The 17,679-nt window shown below is 58.9% G+C and carries 17 protein-coding genes and 1 tRNA gene; 9 read left to right on the forward strand and 9 right to left on the reverse strand.

Annotation, left to right across the window (positions count from 1 at the left end):
- The 7 genes from BN4575_RS10560 to BN4575_RS10590 all read right to left on the reverse strand — a co-directional run bounded on the left by BN4575_RS10560 (position 1) and on the right by BN4575_RS10590 (position 6,217).
- Entirely contained in the window at positions 1-849 is an 849-nt protein-coding gene (locus BN4575_RS10560; protein WP_042018348.1) for an HDOD domain-containing protein, read from the reverse strand.
- An 82-nt stretch (positions 850-931) separates the two neighbouring features.
- A complete protein-coding gene (locus tag BN4575_RS10565; protein ID WP_068978159.1) occupies positions 932-1,348 on the reverse strand; it encodes an META domain-containing protein in 417 nt (138 codons plus the stop codon).
- 375 nt (positions 1,349-1,723) lie between these two features.
- The gene (gene yegD, locus BN4575_RS10570) at positions 1,724-3,085 is read right to left on the reverse strand and encodes a molecular chaperone (RefSeq protein ID WP_068978160.1); all 1,362 of its coding nucleotides are present in this window, start codon (positions 3,083-3,085) and stop codon (positions 1,724-1,726) included.
- Between the two features lie 178 nt (positions 3,086-3,263).
- Positions 3,264-4,253 carry a 2-hydroxyacid dehydrogenase gene (locus tag BN4575_RS10575; RefSeq protein WP_042018342.1) on the reverse strand — a complete coding sequence of 330 codons (990 nt, stop codon included), beginning with the start codon at positions 4,251-4,253 and terminating at the stop codon, positions 3,264-3,266.
- A gap of 74 nt (positions 4,254-4,327) precedes the next feature.
- The gene (locus BN4575_RS10580; protein WP_068978215.1) at positions 4,328-4,798 is read right to left on the reverse strand and encodes a CreA family protein; all 471 of its coding nucleotides are present in this window, start codon (positions 4,796-4,798) and stop codon (positions 4,328-4,330) included.
- A gap of 72 nt (positions 4,799-4,870) precedes the next feature.
- A complete protein-coding gene (locus BN4575_RS10585; RefSeq protein WP_068978161.1) occupies positions 4,871-5,725 on the reverse strand; it encodes a hypothetical protein in 855 nt (284 codons plus the stop codon).
- Between the two features lie 105 nt (positions 5,726-5,830).
- Positions 5,831-6,217, reverse strand: coding sequence for a TraR/DksA family transcriptional regulator (locus BN4575_RS10590; protein WP_042018339.1), 387 nt, complete (start codon positions 6,215-6,217; stop codon positions 5,831-5,833).
- A gap of 490 nt (positions 6,218-6,707) precedes the next feature.
- On the opposite strand from BN4575_RS10590, the gene BN4575_RS10595 reads away from it, so the two are divergent.
- The 9 genes from BN4575_RS10595 (at position 6,708) to BN4575_RS10635 (ending at position 16,006) form a co-directional block, all read left to right on the forward strand.
- Positions 6,708-8,039 (forward strand): glutamine synthetase family protein, encoded by a 1,332-nt coding sequence (locus BN4575_RS10595; RefSeq protein ID WP_068978162.1) that lies wholly within the window; start codon positions 6,708-6,710, stop codon positions 8,037-8,039.
- 290 nt (positions 8,040-8,329) lie between these two features.
- A complete protein-coding gene (locus BN4575_RS10600) occupies positions 8,330-9,691 on the forward strand; it encodes an aspartate aminotransferase family protein (protein ID WP_068978163.1) in 1,362 nt (453 codons plus the stop codon).
- Between the two features lie 53 nt (positions 9,692-9,744).
- Positions 9,745-10,842 carry a polyamine ABC transporter substrate-binding protein gene (locus BN4575_RS10605; RefSeq protein ID WP_083221027.1) on the forward strand — a complete coding sequence of 366 codons (1,098 nt, stop codon included), beginning with the start codon at positions 9,745-9,747 and terminating at the stop codon, positions 10,840-10,842.
- Positions 10,843-10,960: 118 nt separating this feature from the next.
- Positions 10,961-12,046, forward strand: a complete 1,086-nt coding sequence (locus BN4575_RS10610; RefSeq protein WP_068978165.1) for a polyamine ABC transporter substrate-binding protein — start codon at positions 10,961-10,963, stop codon at positions 12,044-12,046.
- Positions 12,047-12,124: 78 nt separating this feature from the next.
- Positions 12,125-13,279: a polyamine ABC transporter ATP-binding protein gene (gene potA, locus BN4575_RS10615; protein WP_068978166.1), complete on the forward strand. Its 1,155-nt coding sequence runs from the start codon at positions 12,125-12,127 to the stop codon at positions 13,277-13,279.
- Positions 13,276-14,181, forward strand: coding sequence for an ABC transporter permease subunit (locus BN4575_RS10620; protein WP_068978167.1), 906 nt, complete (start codon positions 13,276-13,278; stop codon positions 14,179-14,181). The genes potA and BN4575_RS10620 overlap by 4 nt, the downstream gene beginning before the upstream one ends.
- Positions 14,181-15,023, forward strand: a complete 843-nt coding sequence (locus tag BN4575_RS10625) for an ABC transporter permease subunit (protein WP_042018465.1) — start codon at positions 14,181-14,183, stop codon at positions 15,021-15,023. Before BN4575_RS10620 ends, BN4575_RS10625 begins: the two co-directional genes overlap by 1 nt.
- A gap of 45 nt (positions 15,024-15,068) precedes the next feature.
- Positions 15,069-15,773 carry an MOSC domain-containing protein gene (locus BN4575_RS10630; RefSeq protein WP_068978168.1) on the forward strand — a complete coding sequence of 235 codons (705 nt, stop codon included), beginning with the start codon at positions 15,069-15,071 and terminating at the stop codon, positions 15,771-15,773.
- 156 nt (positions 15,774-15,929) lie between these two features.
- A tRNA-Pro gene (locus tag BN4575_RS10635) sits at positions 15,930-16,006 on the forward strand.
- A gap of 512 nt (positions 16,007-16,518) precedes the next feature.
- On the opposite strand, the gene BN4575_RS10640 is transcribed toward BN4575_RS10635, so the two are convergent.
- Positions 16,519-17,046, reverse strand: a complete 528-nt coding sequence (locus tag BN4575_RS10640; protein WP_068978169.1) for an AbiTii domain-containing protein — start codon at positions 17,044-17,046, stop codon at positions 16,519-16,521.
- A gap of 124 nt (positions 17,047-17,170) precedes the next feature.
- A complete protein-coding gene (locus BN4575_RS10645; protein ID WP_042018325.1) occupies positions 17,171-17,635 on the reverse strand; it encodes a thioesterase family protein in 465 nt (154 codons plus the stop codon).
- Between the last annotated feature and the right edge of the window lie 44 nt (positions 17,636-17,679).

Consider the following 17,679-nt stretch of genomic DNA (forward strand, 5'->3'; position numbering starts at 1 on the left):
TTATTGAGTCAGAAGATCGGCGAGGGCATTACCCTGTTCGTGAAGCGTTTCGAGCTGGCCTGCCAGTGACTTGGGATCCAGTCCCAACTGGTCGGCGAGCGGTTTGGGGAAGCGGGCAATGATGGCCTGGGCAGGCACCCCGGCATTCCAGGCGAAGGAGATAAACACGGCGAGGCGGATCAGCACCGCCTCCTTGCTGACCGGATCGTGGGAGAGCGGGTCAAGCTGCTGGGAAATGGCATCAACAAAGGCCTCGGAGAGGTTCCAGCGTCGCGCCAGTTCGGCGCCAAGCTGGGAATAGTCGTAGCCGAGCATCTCCCGCTGGGCCTCCACCCGGCTACTGCCGTTCTGGATCGACATATTGATCAGTTCTGCCTCTTCCGGCAGGGTGCTCTGGATTAGCAGCTCGCCGATGTTGTGGATCAGAGCGCAGGTAAAGGCCGTCTCGGGATCCAGTGCCTTGGTCTCTTGCGCCAGGGTCTTGGCAATGGTGGCGACCTGAAAGGTCTCGGTCCAGAACTTGTTCTTGTTGAAGCTGGGAGGGGCTTTGAAGCTGCCGATGATGCCGGAGGCAACCACCACCGAGCGCAACCGGTTGAAGCCAAGCCGGATCACCGCCTGTTCGATGGAGGTCACTTCGTTGCCCCGGCGCAGGGCAGCCGAGTTGGCCATCCGCAGCACCTTGACGCTGATCACCTGATCCATGGCGATTTTGGCCGCAATCTCGTCGATGCGGGCATTTTCATCATTGAAGCTCTGCATCAATTCATGCAGTAGCTGGGGAATGGTGGGGAGTTGTTTGATCTTGTCAAACAGGCGATCCATCGACATGGCTGAGGCAGCCTCCATTGCGAACTCTGCCTCATAGTGTGCCACAGCCGGACAACATGTTCCTGTTTGTGATGCGGCTTTGTGATGGGGATTGTGGGCGCTAGAGCACCCAGTCGCGCAAGGTGTATTCCAAACGGTGCTGTTTGCCCTGCAGGATCAGGGTCTGGCTGGAGCCGCTAACGGTGGCGCCCTCGGTAAGCGTGGTCAGCACTGCCTGCTCTATGGTATTCAGCGGCGGCATGCAGGCCATCTCGGTGCTGCCCATGCTGGTGACCCACAGCCGGTCATTTTTCAGATGGCCCTGACCGAAGTAGCGATTGCAACCGGCGATGCCGTTGACGGTGAAGTGTTCACCTATCTCGAAATCGGGGGGATTGTCGCGCAAGGCGGCGACCGGTTCGCCATCCAGCTTGCTCAGTACCCAGTGGTGATGTTGCAGATCCTGCCGGATAAAGGCGGTTGAACTGCAGCCTGCGAGCAGCAGCAGGGAGAGCAGCAGGGATAGCAATCTGGGCATGAGGGGGCTCCGGTTGGTGGAGTGCCCAGAATACCCTGTTTACTGGCTGTGGCGCAGGGGGCGAGAGGGGATGCCCGACTGCTTCTGTCGTCCCTTGTCCTGTACCACTGTCGCGAAATGGCAACACCCGGGTGGATGTTGCCATCGGTTTGCTTATTGTGCGAACAACCGCTCGGCACAACGGGCGAGGCCAGCGGCAATGGAACCGAAGTCATCACTCCCCTCGAGCGGGGAGTGATGGAGCTGCTTGCTGTCTCTCAGGGATCAGTTGGCGAACAACCGCTCGACATAACGGGCAGGACCCGAAGCGACCGAACCGAAGTCATCACTCCCCTCGAGCGGGGAGTGATGGAGCTGCTTGCGGTATCTCAGGGATCAGTTGGCGAACAACCGCTCGGCATAACGGGCAAGACCCGAAGCAACCGAACCGAAGTCATCACCACCCTCGAGCGGGATAGCCGGGAGCTTCTGGCGGATAAAGCTGGCGATCAGCGGCGAGCGGGCGCTACCGCCGGTGACGAAGATGCGATCCGGTTGCACACCGGCATTGGCAATGGCTTCATCCATCAGCTCGCCAATTTTCTCCAGCAACAGGGCAGAGGCGTTGGCCAGTTGCTCGCGGGTCAGCTCCGCTTCCAGTCCTTTTTCCAGCTCGGCCAGCGACTGGCGATTCAGCGGCTGCTCCGAGAGGGCGATCTTGCCCTGCTCGGCGCGCCATACCAGCTGGTGGCTGAGCTTGTGGGCCCGCAGGTTGGCCAAGCGCTTTAGCTTGCTGCCGGGCTGGCTGTCGAGCTGCAGATCCTGCAACTGGCGAGCGGTGTCGAGGCTGTAGAAACGGCTCTGGGCGCTGACATCGTTGATGGCGGCGGCGTCCCAGAACAGCGGGTGGGGCAGCGGCTTGCCGGTCTTGAGGGTCTCGTGCATGCCGAGCAGCGGCATCATCCCTTCCACCGTCAGGCGGATGTCGAAGTCGTTGCCGCCGATCCGCTGGCCGCTGTGGCCGAGCAGGTCGCCGCTGCGATCCAGCTGATCGCGGTAGCTGGGGCCCATTCGCAGCATGGAGCAGTCGGTGGTACCGCCGCCGATATCCACCACCAGCACCACGGCGTCTTCGCTGAGGCGCGCCTCGAATTCAAAACCGGCAGCCACCGGCTCATAGAGGAACTCCACCTGCTCGAAACCGGCCAGACGGGCTGCTTCGGTCAGGATGGCGATGGCTTGGCTGTTGCTCTCTTCCCCTGCCAGACCCTGGAAGTTGACCGGACGGCCAATCACCGCCTGGCGGATCGGGGCACCCAGCTGCTGCTCCGCCTGCTGGCGGACGTGGAGCATCATGGCGCAGACGATGTCTTCAAACAGGGCGATCTGGGGGGCCTTGAGGCCATAGGCACCGAGGAAGGATTTCGGCGATTTGATGTAGTAGCCGTCATCCGGCTCTTCCAGATAGCGCTCCAGCGCAGCGCCACCAAAGCAGAGCTCGTCGATCAGCCCCTCTTCACGCATCTGGCGACGAACCATCTGGGCGCGGGTGACCACGGGGCCACGCAGCTTGAGGTACTCCGCCTGCTGAGCGGGTGCCAGCCCTTCGGCCAGCAGACCGGCGATAGCATCCCGGTGGGGGGCATGCAGGGTGGAGGGGAGGTAGCGGGATGCACCGAGATTGAGCAGCCTGGGGCTACCTTGTTCCATCACGGCCACGGCACAGTTGGAGGTGCCGTAATCAAATCCGATAAACATGGGCGCCAGACTCCTGAATAAAAAAGGGGGGCTAGCCTACCCGAAGGCGCCGGGTCTCACAACCCGGCACCCGGGATATTGAGGGAGCAGGGGAAAATACACAGGGGGGGGAGTATGTCGGTGTGGAAAACAGAGGGAATGGCTCCCTCTGTCGTTCATGGCTACGGGGGCGAGAGGATTACTCCACTTCGTTGTCGGAGTGGCCCTGGCTTTCGATGGCGCGGATATTGCCGAGGGTGGTATCGGCGATGGCGTGCAGCGCCTCGCGAGTCAGGAACGCCTGATGACCGGTGAACAGCACGTTGTGGCAGGCCGACAGACGGCGGAACACGTCATCGGTGATCACCTCGTTGGACTTGTCGGCGAAGAACAGATCTTCCTCCTCCTCGTAGACATCCAGCCCCAGCGCGCCGATGCGGGAAGTCTTGAGTGCCTCGATGGCGGCGTTGGAGTCGAGCAGGCCGCCACGGCTGGTGTTGATGATCATCACCCCGTCCTTCATCTTGGCGAACGCCTCCTTGTTCAGCAGATGGTAATTCTCACTGAACAGCGGGCAGTGCAGGCTGATGACATCGGATTGACGGAACAGGGTATCGAGATCCACATACTCGGCCCCCAGCTCGATGGCCGCCTGATTGGGGTAGGGGTCGCTCACCAGCAGGCGCATGCCAAAGCCCTTGAGAATGCGCAGGGTAGCGATGCCGATCTTGCCGGTACCGATAATGCCGGCGGTGCGGCCGAACATGTTGAATCCGACCAGCCCCTCCAGCGAGAAGTTGGCATCGCGGGTGCGTTGATAAGCCTTATGGATGCGGCGGTTGAGGGTCATCATCAGACCGACCGCGTGCTCGGCCACCGCTTCGGGGGAGTAGGCGGGCACCCGCACCACTTTCAGCCCCAGCTCCTTGGCGGCGGCCAGATCCACGTTGTTGTAACCGGCGCAGCGCAGGGCGATGACCTTGGTGCCGTTGGCGGCCAGTTCGGTCAATACCTCGCGGTCTGCATCGTCATTGACGAACAGGCACACCACCGGGAAGCCGTGAGCCAGTCGGGCCGTTTTGGCCTCCAGCCGCACATCGAAAAACTCCAGATCGAAGCCGTACTGGCTGTTGGCCTGATTGAAATGCTCTTTGTCATAGCTCTTGGTACTGAATACGGCGACCTTCATGGTGTGTGCTCCGCAGCGTGTGTGTCGTTAAATTACAACAAAATGGATCAGCTATCACCGGACAAACCGGCAGGTCATTGTCCCCACGGCATGATGGGGACCGCGCTGACTGCACTCTTGTACGAACCATCCACCAGTTTGGTGCTGTAAGTCAGGTAAACCAGTGCATTGCGTTTTTTGTCGTAAAAACGCACCACTTTCTGCTCCTTGAACACCAGCGAGGTGCTGACGTCGAACACCTCTTCCCCCGCTTTCAACTTCTCGGGCAGGGTGATGGGGCCAATCTGGTGGCACGACAGGGAGGCGTGGGAGGGATCTTCCGCCAGCCCCAGTCCGCCTTTTACGCCACCGGTCTTGGGGCGCGCCAGATAGCAGGCGACCCCGTCGATACGCGGGTCATCAAAGGCTTCTACCAAAATTTTGTGGTTGGGGCCTAACAGCTTGAAAGAGGTGCTCACCTCACCGATGGGGTCAGCCTTGTCAGCTATGGCGGGCATCGCCAGTAAACAGCTCGCCAGCAGCAGCGACCCTTGTAATCTGTTCATGTTGTTCCTCGCCAGCAGGTTGCGGGCCTCAGTAACGAGTTGCATGGGCGTGATAATCATCATCCTGCGCCATCACTGAGGTGGATAGTCCCAATATTGGGCCGGAATGCTTTTTAGCAATGGGGTCATGTCCGGATTGGGCAGTGCTATGGTGACCCGTTGGTCGAGGTTGGCGCTGGCCAGTGCTTCGCGGATCTTCGGATTTTCATGGAAGAACTGCATAAAGCTGCCATCGGCGTAGGCCCGCTCCAACCCGGTCTGGATCGCCTTGGCCAGCTTTGGGTATTCGGGGCTGACGAAGAAGAACTGGGCAAAGGGGTAGCGGATCAGCAGGTGCTGATCAATGGCGAGGTTGGGATACTGCGCCACCAGTTCGCTGCGCTCGGCGTAAATCTCCACCAGCGAGCGCGGGAAGAAGTCGAGCTTGTCGCCGTCGTTGATCAGCCGAAACAGATTGCTGTAACGGCCGGCGTAGGTGGGAATGCCGGCATTTTCCAGAATTTTGTTATCGGCCCAGCCCACCCCTTGCCCCGCCTTTAGCTGCTTGAGGTCGGCCAGGGTATTGATCTGGTTGAACTTCTCTTGCGCATCGGCGTGGATGAACGACAACCGCAATCCTTCCAGGCCGCGAAACAGCGGAATGGGGACGGCAATCAGGGAGGATTCGAGTGCGCTGGAGGTACCCATCCAGAAGACGTTGATGGTCTTGCCCTTGCTCAGCTGCTGCTGGAGGGTGAACTGGTTGAGATCGAGGTCGACAGGCTGGATGCGAAAGGGTTGCCCGGCACGGGTCAGCGCCAGTTCCAGCAGTTTGAGCTGGTACTCTTGATCGAGATTGTTGATGGGACGGCTGGGGACTTTCACCGTCAAAACCTGTGCTTGTGCCAGCAGCGGCAGACACAAACACAGTTTGATGAGCCATTTCACGCGCAGTTCTCCTGTCGATTCCGGGACGTGCCCGGAGTCTAACAGAACTTGCCACTATCTTGCTGACGAGGGTTCGCCAGAGACCAGTGACAGTGCCTGGCGGGATCAGGCGACGCGACGGAACACGTGGGTATCGTTAAATTCCTTGGTGCTCTGGCATTCGACACAGAAACGGGATTCCGGACGGGCATGCAGCCGCTTGAGGGAGATCTCGTCACCGCAAGATTCGCAGTAACCGAAGTCCCCTTCGTTCATACGCTTTAACGCGCCCCGTAACTTGCGCAGGTGCAGCTTGTCGTGCTCGATGCGGTTCAGCTCCAGACGGCGGGCTTCCTCGATACTGGCACGGTCAATTTCATCAGCCATCTCGTTGGTGTCGGTGGCGATGGCCTGGCTAGCCTGAGAGCTGAGGCGTTCTTCGAGCTCGACGATCTGTCGCTCGATCTGCCCCTTGTAAAAGGCCAGTTGGTCTTCAGTCATGAAATCACACATACGATTAACTACCAGTCAGTTTGCTAACCCAATAATCCCTGTTTATGGGGGCTGTCTGCCTACAGACCAAGCCCTTGTATCCCGATTTGCACCTGTTTAATGCAAGAGAGTGCAAATCAGGGCGGGCCTTGTACCAAAAAAATGCAGCCAAGCAAAGCAAATAGCATAAGGATTGTGCGCCCTTGCAAAAAAATGGCCCATTCTGGCGGGGAATTGAGCAGGTTTTGCCATCCGGCACCCCGGGTGTTGGCATCCGCTTTGCAGTTAATGGAGTGGTGGTTTAACACCTGCTCGGTCGGACAGTATGTGTTTAGTATTTGGTGCCGACTTGGTCATTATATGCGCCGTTATTTATAGTTTTTTAAACACGCCCGCTTGACATTGCCCTTGATGGCGGGCTTTTATGGTGATGTTGATTACAATTTTATAACAAGGGTGTTCCATATATTAGACACCCTTGCCAATGGCAACCGTAAAGTCGGGGTTTAACATGGACAGTATCAAAGGCTGGATGGAGAGCAATCGCATCACGGAAGTGGAGTGCCTGTTCCCGGATTTCACCGGCAATGCCCGGGGCAAGATCATCCCAGCCAACAAGTTTTTGCGTGAGGGGGGCATGCGGCTGCCCGAGGTGATTTTCACCCAGACGGTGACCGGCGAATATCCGGATGATGACAGCATGATCGACCCGCTGGAGCGGGACATGCAGCTCTATCCTGACCCCAACACCATCCGTTTTGTCCCCTGGGCGCTGGAGCCCACTGCGCAGGTTATCCACGACTGTTTTGACATCAACGGCAAGCTGATCGACATAGCGCCACGCTCAGTGCTGCGTCGGGTTCTGTCATTTTACGAGAAGCAGGGCTGGAAGCCGGTGGTGGCCCCCGAGCTGGAATTCTATCTGGTCAAGCGCAACGAAGACCCCGATTATCCATTGGTGCCACCGATCGGTCGCAACGGCCGCCCGGAGACCGCCCGCCAGTCGTTCAGTATCGATGCGGTCAACGAGTTCGACCCGATTTTTGAAGATATGTATGACTACTGCGAGGCGCAGGAGCTGGAGGTTGACACCCTGATCCACGAGTCGGGTGCTGCCCAGATGGAGATCAACTTCCTGCATGGTGATGCCATCGATCTGGCGGATCAGGTATTCCTGTTCAAGCGCACCATGCGTGAAGCGGCCCACAAGCACGGTATCTATGCCACCTTCATGGCCAAGCCGATGAGCGATGAGCCGGGCTCCGCCATGCACATCCACCAGAGCCTGGAAGATGCGAATGGTCGCAACCTGTTTGGTACCGAGGAAGGGGGCAATTCGGCGATGTTCATGCACTTTATCGCCGGTCTGCAGAAATACACGCCGGCGGTGACCGCGCTGCTGGCCCCCAACGTCAACTCTTACCGCCGCCTGACTTTCGGTGAGAGCGCGCCGCGCAACGTCCAGTGGGGCGTAGAGAACCGTACCTGCGGCCTGCGGGTGCCCTTCTCCGATCCGAGCGCCCGTCGGGTAGAGAACCGCTTTGCCGGTGCCGATGCCAACCCCTATCTGGCGCTAGCCGCCACTCTGGCCTGTGGCTACCTCGGCATGATGGAGAAGCTGGAGCCGCTGCCGGAGATGAAGTCGAGCGCTTACGAGCTGCCCTATAGCCTGCCCCGTTCGCTGGAGGAGGCGCTCAGTCATCTCGAGCAGTGCGAGCCCATCAAGGAGATGCTGGGTGAGCGCTTTATCCGTGCCTTCGTTGCGGTAAAACGCAAAGAGTATGAAACCTACTTCGGGGTGATCAGTCGCTGGGAGCGGGAGTTCCTGCTGCTCAACGTCTGACCCCGGGGGCGGCCAGCCCCTGTAACGGGGAGGCCAGAGTCGGCCTCTCCGGTCCCTGTATCCAAGACACCGGAAACGAGCCAGGTGGCGATATGCCACCTGTGAGTGGCAGTGGCTGCGAACGTGCCAGCCCGCCTGACTATTTGACGCCAGAATCCTGCTAAATCGAAGGCGCAGGGGAGCAACGAATGCAGCTGACACCCGTGAGTGGCAGTGACTGCGGATATGCCAGCCCTCCTGATGAATTGACAAAATAATCCTGCTAAATCGAAGGAACCGAGGAGCAATACATGCAGCAGACAACCCGTGAGTGGCAACAGCTGGATGCCAGCCACCACCTGCACCCCTTTACCGACTTTCAGGCCCTGAACAAGAAGGGCTCGCGCATCATCACCAAAGCCAGCGGCGTCTATCTCGAAGATTCCGACGGTCACCGCATTCTCGATGGCATGGCGGGCCTGTGGTGCGTCAACATGGGCTATGGCCGACAAGAGCTGGTGGATGCAGCCACTCGTCAGATGCAGCAGTTGCCCTACTACAACCTGTTCTTCCAGACCGCTCACCCGCCAGTGATCGAGCTGGCGACCCTGCTGGCCGAGGTGACCCCAGCTCATCTCAACCGTGTTTTCTTTACCGGCTCCGGCTCCGAGTGCAACGACACCGTGCTACGGATGGTGCGTCACTACTGGGCCAGCAAGGGGCAGCCAGAGAAGCAGGTGATCATCAGCCGCCACAACGCCTACCACGGCTCCACCGTGGCCGGTGCCAGTCTCGGTGGCATGAAGGGGATGCATGCCCAGGGTGGCCTGCCCATTCCCGGCATAGTGCACATCGACCAGCCCTATCACTTCGGTGAGGGGCAGGGGATGAGTGCCCACGAGTTCGGGTTGGAGCGGGCCCGTCAGCTGGAGCAGAAAATTCTGGAGCTGGGGGTGGACAAGGTGGCCGCCTTTATCGGTGAGCCGATCCAGGGAGCGGGCGGCGTCATCATTCCGCCTGACAGCTACTGGCCGGAGATCCAGCGCATCTGCGATCAGTACGGCATTCTGCTGATCGCCGACGAGGTGATCTGCGGTTTTGGCCGTACCGGCCACTGGTTTGCCAGCGAAGGGTTTGGCATCAAGCCGGATCTGATGTGCCTGGCCAAGGGGATCACCTCCGGTTATCTGCCGCTCGGCGCTGTGATGGTGAGTGACCGGGTTGCCAAGGGGCTGGTGGAGGAGGGGGGCGAGTTCAATCACGGCTTCACCTACTCGGGCCATCCGGTCTCCTGCGCCGTGGCGGTGGCCAATATCCAGCTTATGCAGAAAGAAAGCATAGTTAAGCGAGTGCATGATACCATCGGCCCCTATTTGCAGCGCCGCTGGGCGGAGCTGGCCGATCATCCGCTGGTGGGGGAAACCCGTGGCCGCGGGCTGGTGGCCGCGCTGGAAATAGTGCAGGACAAGCAGACCAACCGGCGTTTCCCGGCTCAGGCAAATGCGGGGATGACTTGCCGGGAGTTCTGCTTTAACAATGGCTTGGTGATGAGGGCGGTAGGCGATACCATGATCATATCGCCCCCCTTGGTGATCACCGAGGAACAGGTTGATGAATTGGTCGATCTGGCCAGGCGCAGTCTGGATCTGACAGCCGCAAAGCTGAAAGGTTGAGGTGGGTCGGGCAGGTTGGCATGCGCATACAATTTGCTTAGGAGACAAGGATGATGTCTTTCAAAACAGGAGTGATCGCTGCCTCTGTGGCTCTGGTCATGGCAAGTACCGGAGCAATGGCTGAAGAGAAGGTGCTGCACGTCTATAACTGGAGCGACTATATCGCGCCGGATACCCTGGATAACTTCCAGAAGGAGACGGGCATCAAGGTGGTCTATGACGTGTTCGACAGCAACGAGGTGCTGGAAGCCAAGTTGCTGGCGGGCAGCTCGGGTTACGATATCGTGGTGCCGTCCAACCCCTTCCTGGCCAAGCAGATCAAGGCGGGCGTGTTCCAGAAACTGGACAAGTCCAAGCTCTCCAACTGGCAAAATATGGACCCCAATCTGCTCAAGGCGCTCGAGCCGAGCGATCCGGGTAACCAGTACTCCATCCCCTATCTGTGGGGTACCATCGGCTATGCCTACAACGCCGAGAAGGTGAAGGCCGTGCTGGGTGCCGATGCCCCGATCAACTCCTGGGATCTGGTGTTCAAGCCGGAGAACATGGCCAAGCTGAAAGAGTGCGGCGTCTCCTTCCTCGATTCACCGACCGAAATGCTGCCGGCTGCCCTGCAATATCTGGGTTTCAAGCCAGATAGCCAGAAACCGGACGAGTTAAAGCAAGCCGAGGCGCTGTTCCTCTCCATCCGCCCCTATACCGCCTATTTCCACTCCTCCAAGTACATTTCGGATCTGGCCAACGGCAACCTCTGCGTAGCGGTCGGTTACTCCGGTGACTTGCAGCAGTCCAAGGCGCGGGCGGCAGAGGCCAACAACGGCGTGACGCTGACCTACACCATTCCGAAAGAGGGGGCGGGCAGCTTCTTTGACATGATCGCCATTCCGGCGGATGCCAAGAACGCCGAGGCGGCCCACACCTTCATCAACTACCTGATGAAGCCGGAGGTCATCGCCAGTATCACCAACGTGGTGCAGTTCCCGAACGGCAACAAGGCGGCGACCCCGCTGGTGGATGAGGCGATCCGCACCGACCCGGGTATCTACCCCGATGCGGCGACCCTGCAGAAGATCTACACCTTCCCGGATCTGCCGGCCAAGGTGCAGCGGGTGATGACCCGTAGCTGGACCAAGATCAAGTCCGGCAAGTAAGTAACGAGTGACCCTCCCGGTCTGCGGTTCGGCCGGGAGGATAGTGATGCCATCCAACTGGATGGGCCGCGCGAATGGATGCGCAGACGGTTAACCACTGAACAGGAGAACTGACCCCGTGAACACAACCAAGTCGATAACCCTCGCGCTGACCATGGGATGGGTGAGTGCAGCTCAGGCGGAGCCTGTGTTGCACTTCTACAACTGGTCAGACTATATCGGCGAGACCACTCTCAGCGATTTCCAGCAGGCAACCGGGATCAAGACCGTTTATGACGTGTTTGACTCCAACGAGACCCTGGAAGGCAAGTTGCTGACGGGGCGGACCGGTTACGATTTGGTGGTGCCCTCCAACAATTTTCTGGCCAAGCAGATCCAGGCAGGAGCTTTCCAGAAGCTGGATAAATCCCTGCTGCCCAACATGGCCAACCTGGATCCCGTGCTGCTCAAACAGCTCGACAAGGTGGATCCGGGTCATCAGTACGCGGTGCCCTATCTGTGGGGGACCAACGGCATCGGCTACAACGTCGACAAAATCAAGGCGGTGCTGGGGGTCGACAAGATTGACTCCTGGGCCACTATCTTCGAACCGGAAAACATGGCGAAACTCTCTCGCTGCGGCGTCGCCTTTCTCGACTCTGCCGACGAGATGATCCCTGCCGCACTCAACTACCTCGGACTCGATCCCAACAGTCATGCGACGGGGGATATCAAGCAGGCCGAGGCGCTGCTGCTCAAGGTGCGGCCCTATGTGGCCTACTTCCACTCCTCCAAATACATCGGCGATCTTGCCAATGGCGACATCTGCGTGGCGGCCGGTTTTTCCGGTGACATCCTGCAAGCCGCAGCCCGCGCCGATGAAGCTGGCAAGGGAGTCAAGATCGCCTACAGCATTCCGAAAGAGGGGGGCAATCTGTGGTTCGACATGATGGCGATCCCGTCCGATGCCACCAATGTCAAAGAGGCGCACGCCCTCATCAACTACGTCCTCCAGCCAGAGGTGATCGCCAAGGTCAGCGACTATGTGGGCTACGCGAATCCCAATGCCCGGGCGGGCGAGTTCATGGCGGAGGCGGTGCGCAACGATGAGGGGGTGTATCCACCTCAGGCCGTGCTCGAGCGTCTCTATGTGCAGCAAGCACATCCTCGCTCGGTACAGCGTTTAATCACCCGGAGTTGGACCAAGATCAAGTCCGGTACCTAACCTTGGTGCCCGTTCGGGGGTGCCAAATCGCTTTTATGGATCGGCCACGAGGTCGGTATCACGTTGGAGAGTTTGGTAATGGCGATAGCCTCCAGTGCCTATAAGAAAGCCCTCGAGGGCAGTCAGCAGCGCAAAGAAGTGCTGGTGAAAATTGATCGGGTAAGCAAGCAGTTCGATGAAACGCTGGCGGTCGATAACGTATCCCTCAACATCCACAAGGGGGAGATCTTCGCCCTGCTCGGCGGTTCGGGCTCCGGTAAGTCGACCCTGCTGCGGATGCTGGCCGGTTTCGAGCGCCCGACCGAGGGGCGGCTGTTCCTCGACGGGGTCGACATCACCGACATGCCGCCTTACGAGCGTCCCATCAACATGATGTTTCAGTCCTACGCCCTGTTTCCCCATATGACGGTGGCGCAGAACATCGCCTTTGGTCTCAAGCAGGATGGTCTGCCCAGAGCCGAGATCGATGCCCGGGTGGAGGAGATGCTCAAGCTGGTGCAGATGACCCAATATGCCCGTCGCAAGCCGCATCAGCTCTCCGGTGGCCAACGCCAGCGGGTGGCGTTGGCCCGTTCGCTGGCCAAGCGTCCCAAGTTGCTGCTGCTCGATGAGCCGATGGGAGCACTCGACAAGAAGCTGCGCTCCAAGATGCAGCTGGAGCTGGTGGAGATCATCGAGCGGGTCGGCGTGACCTGCGTCATGGTGACCCACGATCAGGAAGAGGCGATGACCATGGCGGAGCGGATCGCCATCATGCACCTCGGTTGCATCGAGCAGATCGGCAGCCCGATGGATATCTACGAGACTCCGGCCAGTCGGCTGGTGTGCGAGTTTATCGGTAACGTCAACCTGTTCGACGGCCTGCTGGTCGAAGATGAGCAGGATCATGCCATCATCGCCTGCGCCGATCTGGATCAGCCCATCTATGTGGGCCACGGCATCAGCTCCCGCGCCGAGAACAAGAAGGTGACCTACGCCCTGCGGCCGGAAAAATTGCTGATGAGCCTGCAAAAGCCGGAGGAGATTGAGCACCCGGACTTCAACTGGACCAAGGGTGAAGTCTATGACATCGCCTATCTGGGCGGTCACTCGGTTTATCACATCAAGTTGCCTTCGGGCAAAATCGTTCAGGCTTTCATCGCCAATGCCGAACGCCACGGCAAGCGGCCAACCTGGGATGACCAGGTGTTCCTCTACTGGGAAGATGACAGCGGCGTGGTGCTGCAATCATGACGTTCGTGCAACGACTGAAGCGGGTTGGGGGGCGCCGGCTGGTGATCGGCATCCCCTTCTTCTGGCTGTTCCTCTTCTTCCTGCTGCCCTTCATCATTGTGGTGAAGATCAGTTTCGCCGAAGCGGATGTGGCGATCCCCCCTTACACCGACGTGGTGAGCTGGGCAGACAATCAGCTCACCATCCTGCTCAACATGGGCAACTATCTGTTGCTGCAGGAGGATGATCTCTACATCGCGGCCTATCTGGGCTCCCTCAAGATGGCCTTTATCAGCACCCTGCTCTGCCTGCTGATCGGCTATCCGATGGCCTACTCCATCGCGCGGGCCAACAAGGAGACCCAGACCGTGCTGCTGCTGCTGATCATGATGCCGACCTGGACCGCCATTCTGATCCGGGTTTATGCGTGGATGGGGATCCTCAGCAACAACGGTCTGCTCAACAGCTTCTTGCTGGGGATCGGGGTGATCGACGAGCCGCTGCAGATCCTCAACACCAACCTGGCGGTCTATATCGGCATCGTTTACTCCTACCTGCCCTTCATGGTGCTGCCGCTCTACGCCAATCTGGTCAAACACGATCAGAGCCTGCTGGAGGCTGCTTCCGATCTGGGGGCCCGCAACCTGACCCGGTTCTGGCAGATCACGGTGCCGCTCTCCAAAAACGGCATCATCGCCGGCTGCATGCTGGTGTTTATCCCGGTAGTGGGGGAGTTCGTTATCCCGGAAATGCTGGGCGGCCCGGAGACCCTGATGATCGGTAAGGTGCTGTGGCAGGAGTTCTTCAACAACCGCGACTGGCCGGTGGCGTCTGCGCTGGCGGTGGTGATGCTGGCGGTGCTGATCATTCCGATCATCCTGTTCAACCGTAATCAGGCCAAAGAGCTGGAGGGCAAGGCATGATGAGACGTTTCGGTTTTGCCAAATTGATGCTCTGGCTGGGGCTGCTGTTTATCTACCTGCCCATGGTCATCATGGTGATCTACTCCTTCAACGCCTCCAAGCTGGTGACGGTGTGGGGCGGTTGGTCGCTCAAGTGGTACTTCGGCCTGCTCGACAATAAGCAGCTGATTGGCTCGGTGTTCCGCTCGCTGGAGATCGCCTTCTACACCGCGATCGCCGCGGTGGCGCTGGGGACGGTGGCCGCCTTCGTACTGACCCGGATCCCCCATTTCCGTGGCCGTACCCTGTTCGGCGGTATGGTGACGGCGCCGCTGGTGATGCCCGAGGTGATCACCGGTCTGTCGCTGCTGCTGCTGTTCGTGGCGATGGCCCAGCTGGTGGGCTGGCCCGCCGAGCGGGGCATGCTGACCATCTGGATCGCGCACACCACCTTCTGTACCGCCTATGTGGCGATCGTGGTGTCGGCGCGGTTGCGGGAGCTGGATCTCTCCATCGAGGAGGCGGCGATGGATCTTGGCGCCAAGCCGTGGAAGGTGTTCTTCCTGATCACCATCCCGATGATCGCCCCCTCACTGGCGGCAGGCGGCATGATGTCGTTCGCCCTGTCGCTGGATGACCTGGTGCTGGCGAGCTTCGTCTCAGGCCCGGGCTCCACCACGCTGCCGATGGAGGTTTTCTCGGCGGTGCGGCTCGGGGTGAAACCGGAGATCAACGCGGTGGCCAGTCTGATCCTGCTTTCGGTATCGCTGTTTACCTTTGGTAGCTGGTATCTGATGGCCAGGTCGGAGAAGCGTCGTCGCGCCGAGATTGCCATGACTATCCAGATGCAGGCCGTGGTCTGACGGCATGATAAGATCCGCCTACTCTCGTCAACCTGGAGGATGAGTATGCGGATCTCCCTTTTTAGCGGTCGCGGCACCGAGCTGGTGCCCGGCCTCACCAGCGCCATTCACAAGCAACCGATCTCTGCGCCAGTTCGCTGTACCTTTGCCGGTCTGGAAGGGGATGAACAGTGTGACCAGCGCCACCACGGTGGTCCGGATCGGGCGCTCCACTACTATCCTGCCGATCACTATCTCTGGTGGCAGACTTGGCAAACCGCGCTGGGCTTACCTGCGCCATGTACCCCCTGGCAACCTGCCGCCTTTGGCGAGAATCTATCCTGCGTCGGGCTGACCGAGGTGCAAGCCTGCATTGGCGATGTCTATCGACTCGGTGAGGCGCTGATCCAGATCAGCCAGCCGAGATCCCCCTGCTTCAAGCTCAACCAGCGCTTTGGCTATGGCCAGATGTCCCAGGTGATGCAGCTAAATGGACGTTGTGGCTGGTTGCTGCGGGTGCTGGAGGAGGGCATGATCGCGCCTGACACGGCCATGGAGCTGCTAGACAGACCCTATCCCGAACTGACGGTGAAGCGCACGGCGGATATCCTGTTCAATCAGGTGCGCAACGAGACCGACCTGCTGATGTTGCTGGAGAATCCAGCCCTATCCCCCAACTGGCGCCAGCATGCAGCCGACTGGCTGGAGCATGGCACTGTGGCGGACTGGCAGCGTCGCTTGCTGGGGCCGGAGTCGATGCGGTTAGGTTGAGTCCTGGATGCCAGTATGTCACCGTCAGGATACAGCAGGGTAAACAGGCTGATCCGGCGCGTGATTGGTGAGCATCTGGTCGCTTTTTTCTGAGCTAAATGCAGAAAAGACTTGTGTCAGCACGGTCCTTTCGGTAAATTCCCGTCCCGCAGACATCGGTGTGTAGCGCAGCTTGGTAGCGCACTTCGTTCGGGACGAAGGGGTCGGAGGTTCGAATCCTCTCACACCGACCAAATTTGAAAAGGCCGCTCAATAGAGCGGCCTTTTTGCATCTGCTTTTTACCGTTTCCCCTGCTGACCTGCTGACCTGCTGACCTGCCGATAGCCCAAGACTCTACGAGCAATGATTGCCTGTTAGTGTTGTGGGTTCATGGCGCGGGGCGCCACACTTTGCCTATCCGCTATCCGCTATCCGCTATCCGCTATCCGCTATCCGCTATCCGCTATCCGCTATCCGCTATCCGCTATCCGTTTCAGATTGCGATGGCAACCCACTCTTTCTCGGTAGGGCGGGGTAGAGAAGCGGTAAGCCAGTGAGATATCGAAGGGATGGGTAAAGGTTGGGTATAAGCAGAGGGGGCTTATTGTGCATGGAGTTGTCGGTAGTGGGGCTGCTGCGGACATTAAAAGGGCCACCGCTCGGTGGCCCATCGGTGGAGTCTGATCCTGACTCCGGCACTCTAGATTGTGGCAATCTCGCTATGGGTCTTGTCTATGGTGCCCTCCTTGCGCGCCAGGCGCTTACTCAAATATGCCAGTGCTGATGCCGCAATGCCTTGAAACTGTGTTGAGGCAGCAAGGCCGCGTGCTTGGGGTACTCACTAATGAAATGTTCTATTCCCTCCATCAGTTGTGCACGTAATGAACTCATTGGCTCATGCCAGGCTTGCAGGCATAAATGGCCGGGGATCAACTGCTCCTGATAATCTTCCAGCAGTTGCTCTGGCCAGGGTTCAACGCCGGAATTGCGTTGCAGTAAATAGTGGGCGGCGGGTTCACGGGCATAAATGAATTGAATTTGGGCCATATCGCGTTGGCATAGCGTTTGACTGTTGATATGACAGGTCAAATATTTTCCCGTTTTCAGATCCAAAAAATGTCCGCGTTGCCGACAGGGGACGATGCGATACCAAGGCAGGGGTGAGGAGAGAGAATACCCCTCAAGCTCCTGTTCCAACCAGTGGCGACACTCGGGTGTCTGCACCTCGTTGAGCATGTACTCGAGCTGTGTCAACAAGGTTCTGGATGGTTTGATCGCCAGTTTCGCACTCATCGCCTGCAATCCTCCCTCTGCACACAATCCCGACTATGAGTATGGACCTTGTTCGGCCAGAGGGGGTAAGGAATCTAATGATTAAAAGTGGATTAGCAGCGTGGTTTTTATGCACTAACTTGGATCAACCCACCAGATAGGTGCCGGTACCAAAGGCGATGTGGGTGCCCTCTTCGTTGTGCAGCTCCATCCGGGCGACGGCGACCTTGCTGCCAGCCCGGATGATGTGGGCGGTGGCGATAAACTCGTTGCCACGCCCCGGGCGCAGGTAGTCAACTCGCAGATCTATGGTGCCCAGGCGGGCGAATCGCTCCTTGAGATAACTGGGAGAGAACTCCTCCAGCTCGTCGATGCAGGAGGCGGCGACTATCATGCCGCCCGCCACATCCAGCAGCGTGGCGGTGACGCCGCCGTGCAGGATGTTGTGGAAAGGGTTGCCGATCAGTTTGTCATCCATCTTGATGCGCAGTTCCACCTTGTCGAAGTCGTAGTGGGTCACCTGCATGCCAATCAGCTTGTTGAACGGCATCCGTTCTGCGAACAGATTGGCAATGCCACTGAGCGCCATCTTCTTGAGCATCTGTTTCATTCTCTGATCCCAATCCTTGTCATCAAAGCCGAGTAAAAACTCCA

Origin of the sequence: Aeromonas sp. EERV15 (assembly GCF_900079845.1) — a bacterium.
In the GTDB taxonomy this organism is placed as follows: Bacteria; Pseudomonadota; Gammaproteobacteria; order Enterobacterales; family Aeromonadaceae; genus Aeromonas; species Aeromonas sobria.

What these genes read in the sequence shown, in the direction of transcription:
- BN4575_RS10565 (WP_068978159.1), bottom strand. Translation starts at nt 1,348, where the DNA reads ATGCCCAGATTGCTATCCCTGCTGCTCTCCCTGCTGCTGCTCGCAGGC.
- BN4575_RS10620 (WP_068978167.1), top strand. Translation starts at nt 13,276, where the DNA reads ATGACGTTCGTGCAACGACTGAAGCGGGTTGGGGGGCGCCGGCTGGTG.
- BN4575_RS10580 (WP_068978215.1), bottom strand. Translation starts at nt 4,798, where the DNA reads ATGAACAGATTACAAGGGTCGCTGCTGCTGGCGAGCTGTTTACTGGCG.
- yegD (WP_068978160.1), bottom strand. Translation starts at nt 3,085, where the DNA reads ATGTTTATCGGATTTGATTACGGCACCTCCAACTGTGCCGTGGCCGTG.
- BN4575_RS10640 (WP_068978169.1), bottom strand. Translation starts at nt 17,046, where the DNA reads ATGAGTGCGAAACTGGCGATCAAACCATCCAGAACCTTGTTGACACAG.
- BN4575_RS10630 (WP_068978168.1), top strand. Translation starts at nt 15,069, where the DNA reads ATGCGGATCTCCCTTTTTAGCGGTCGCGGCACCGAGCTGGTGCCCGGC.
- BN4575_RS10575 (WP_042018342.1), bottom strand. Translation starts at nt 4,253, where the DNA reads ATGAAGGTCGCCGTATTCAGTACCAAGAGCTATGACAAAGAGCATTTC.
- BN4575_RS10560 (WP_042018348.1), bottom strand. Translation starts at nt 849, where the DNA reads ATGGAGGCTGCCTCAGCCATGTCGATGGATCGCCTGTTTGACAAGATC.
- BN4575_RS10645 (WP_042018325.1), bottom strand. Translation starts at nt 17,635, where the DNA reads ATGAAACAGATGCTCAAGAAGATGGCGCTCAGTGGCATTGCCAATCTG.
- BN4575_RS10600 (WP_068978163.1), top strand. Translation starts at nt 8,330, where the DNA reads ATGCAGCAGACAACCCGTGAGTGGCAACAGCTGGATGCCAGCCACCAC.
- BN4575_RS10590 (WP_042018339.1), bottom strand. Translation starts at nt 6,217, where the DNA reads ATGTGTGATTTCATGACTGAAGACCAACTGGCCTTTTACAAGGGGCAG.
- BN4575_RS10605 (WP_083221027.1), top strand. Translation starts at nt 9,745, where the DNA reads ATGTCTTTCAAAACAGGAGTGATCGCTGCCTCTGTGGCTCTGGTCATG.
- potA (WP_068978166.1), top strand. Translation starts at nt 12,125, where the DNA reads ATGGCGATAGCCTCCAGTGCCTATAAGAAAGCCCTCGAGGGCAGTCAG.
- BN4575_RS10625 (WP_042018465.1), top strand. Translation starts at nt 14,181, where the DNA reads ATGAGACGTTTCGGTTTTGCCAAATTGATGCTCTGGCTGGGGCTGCTG.
- BN4575_RS10595 (WP_068978162.1), top strand. Translation starts at nt 6,708, where the DNA reads ATGGACAGTATCAAAGGCTGGATGGAGAGCAATCGCATCACGGAAGTG.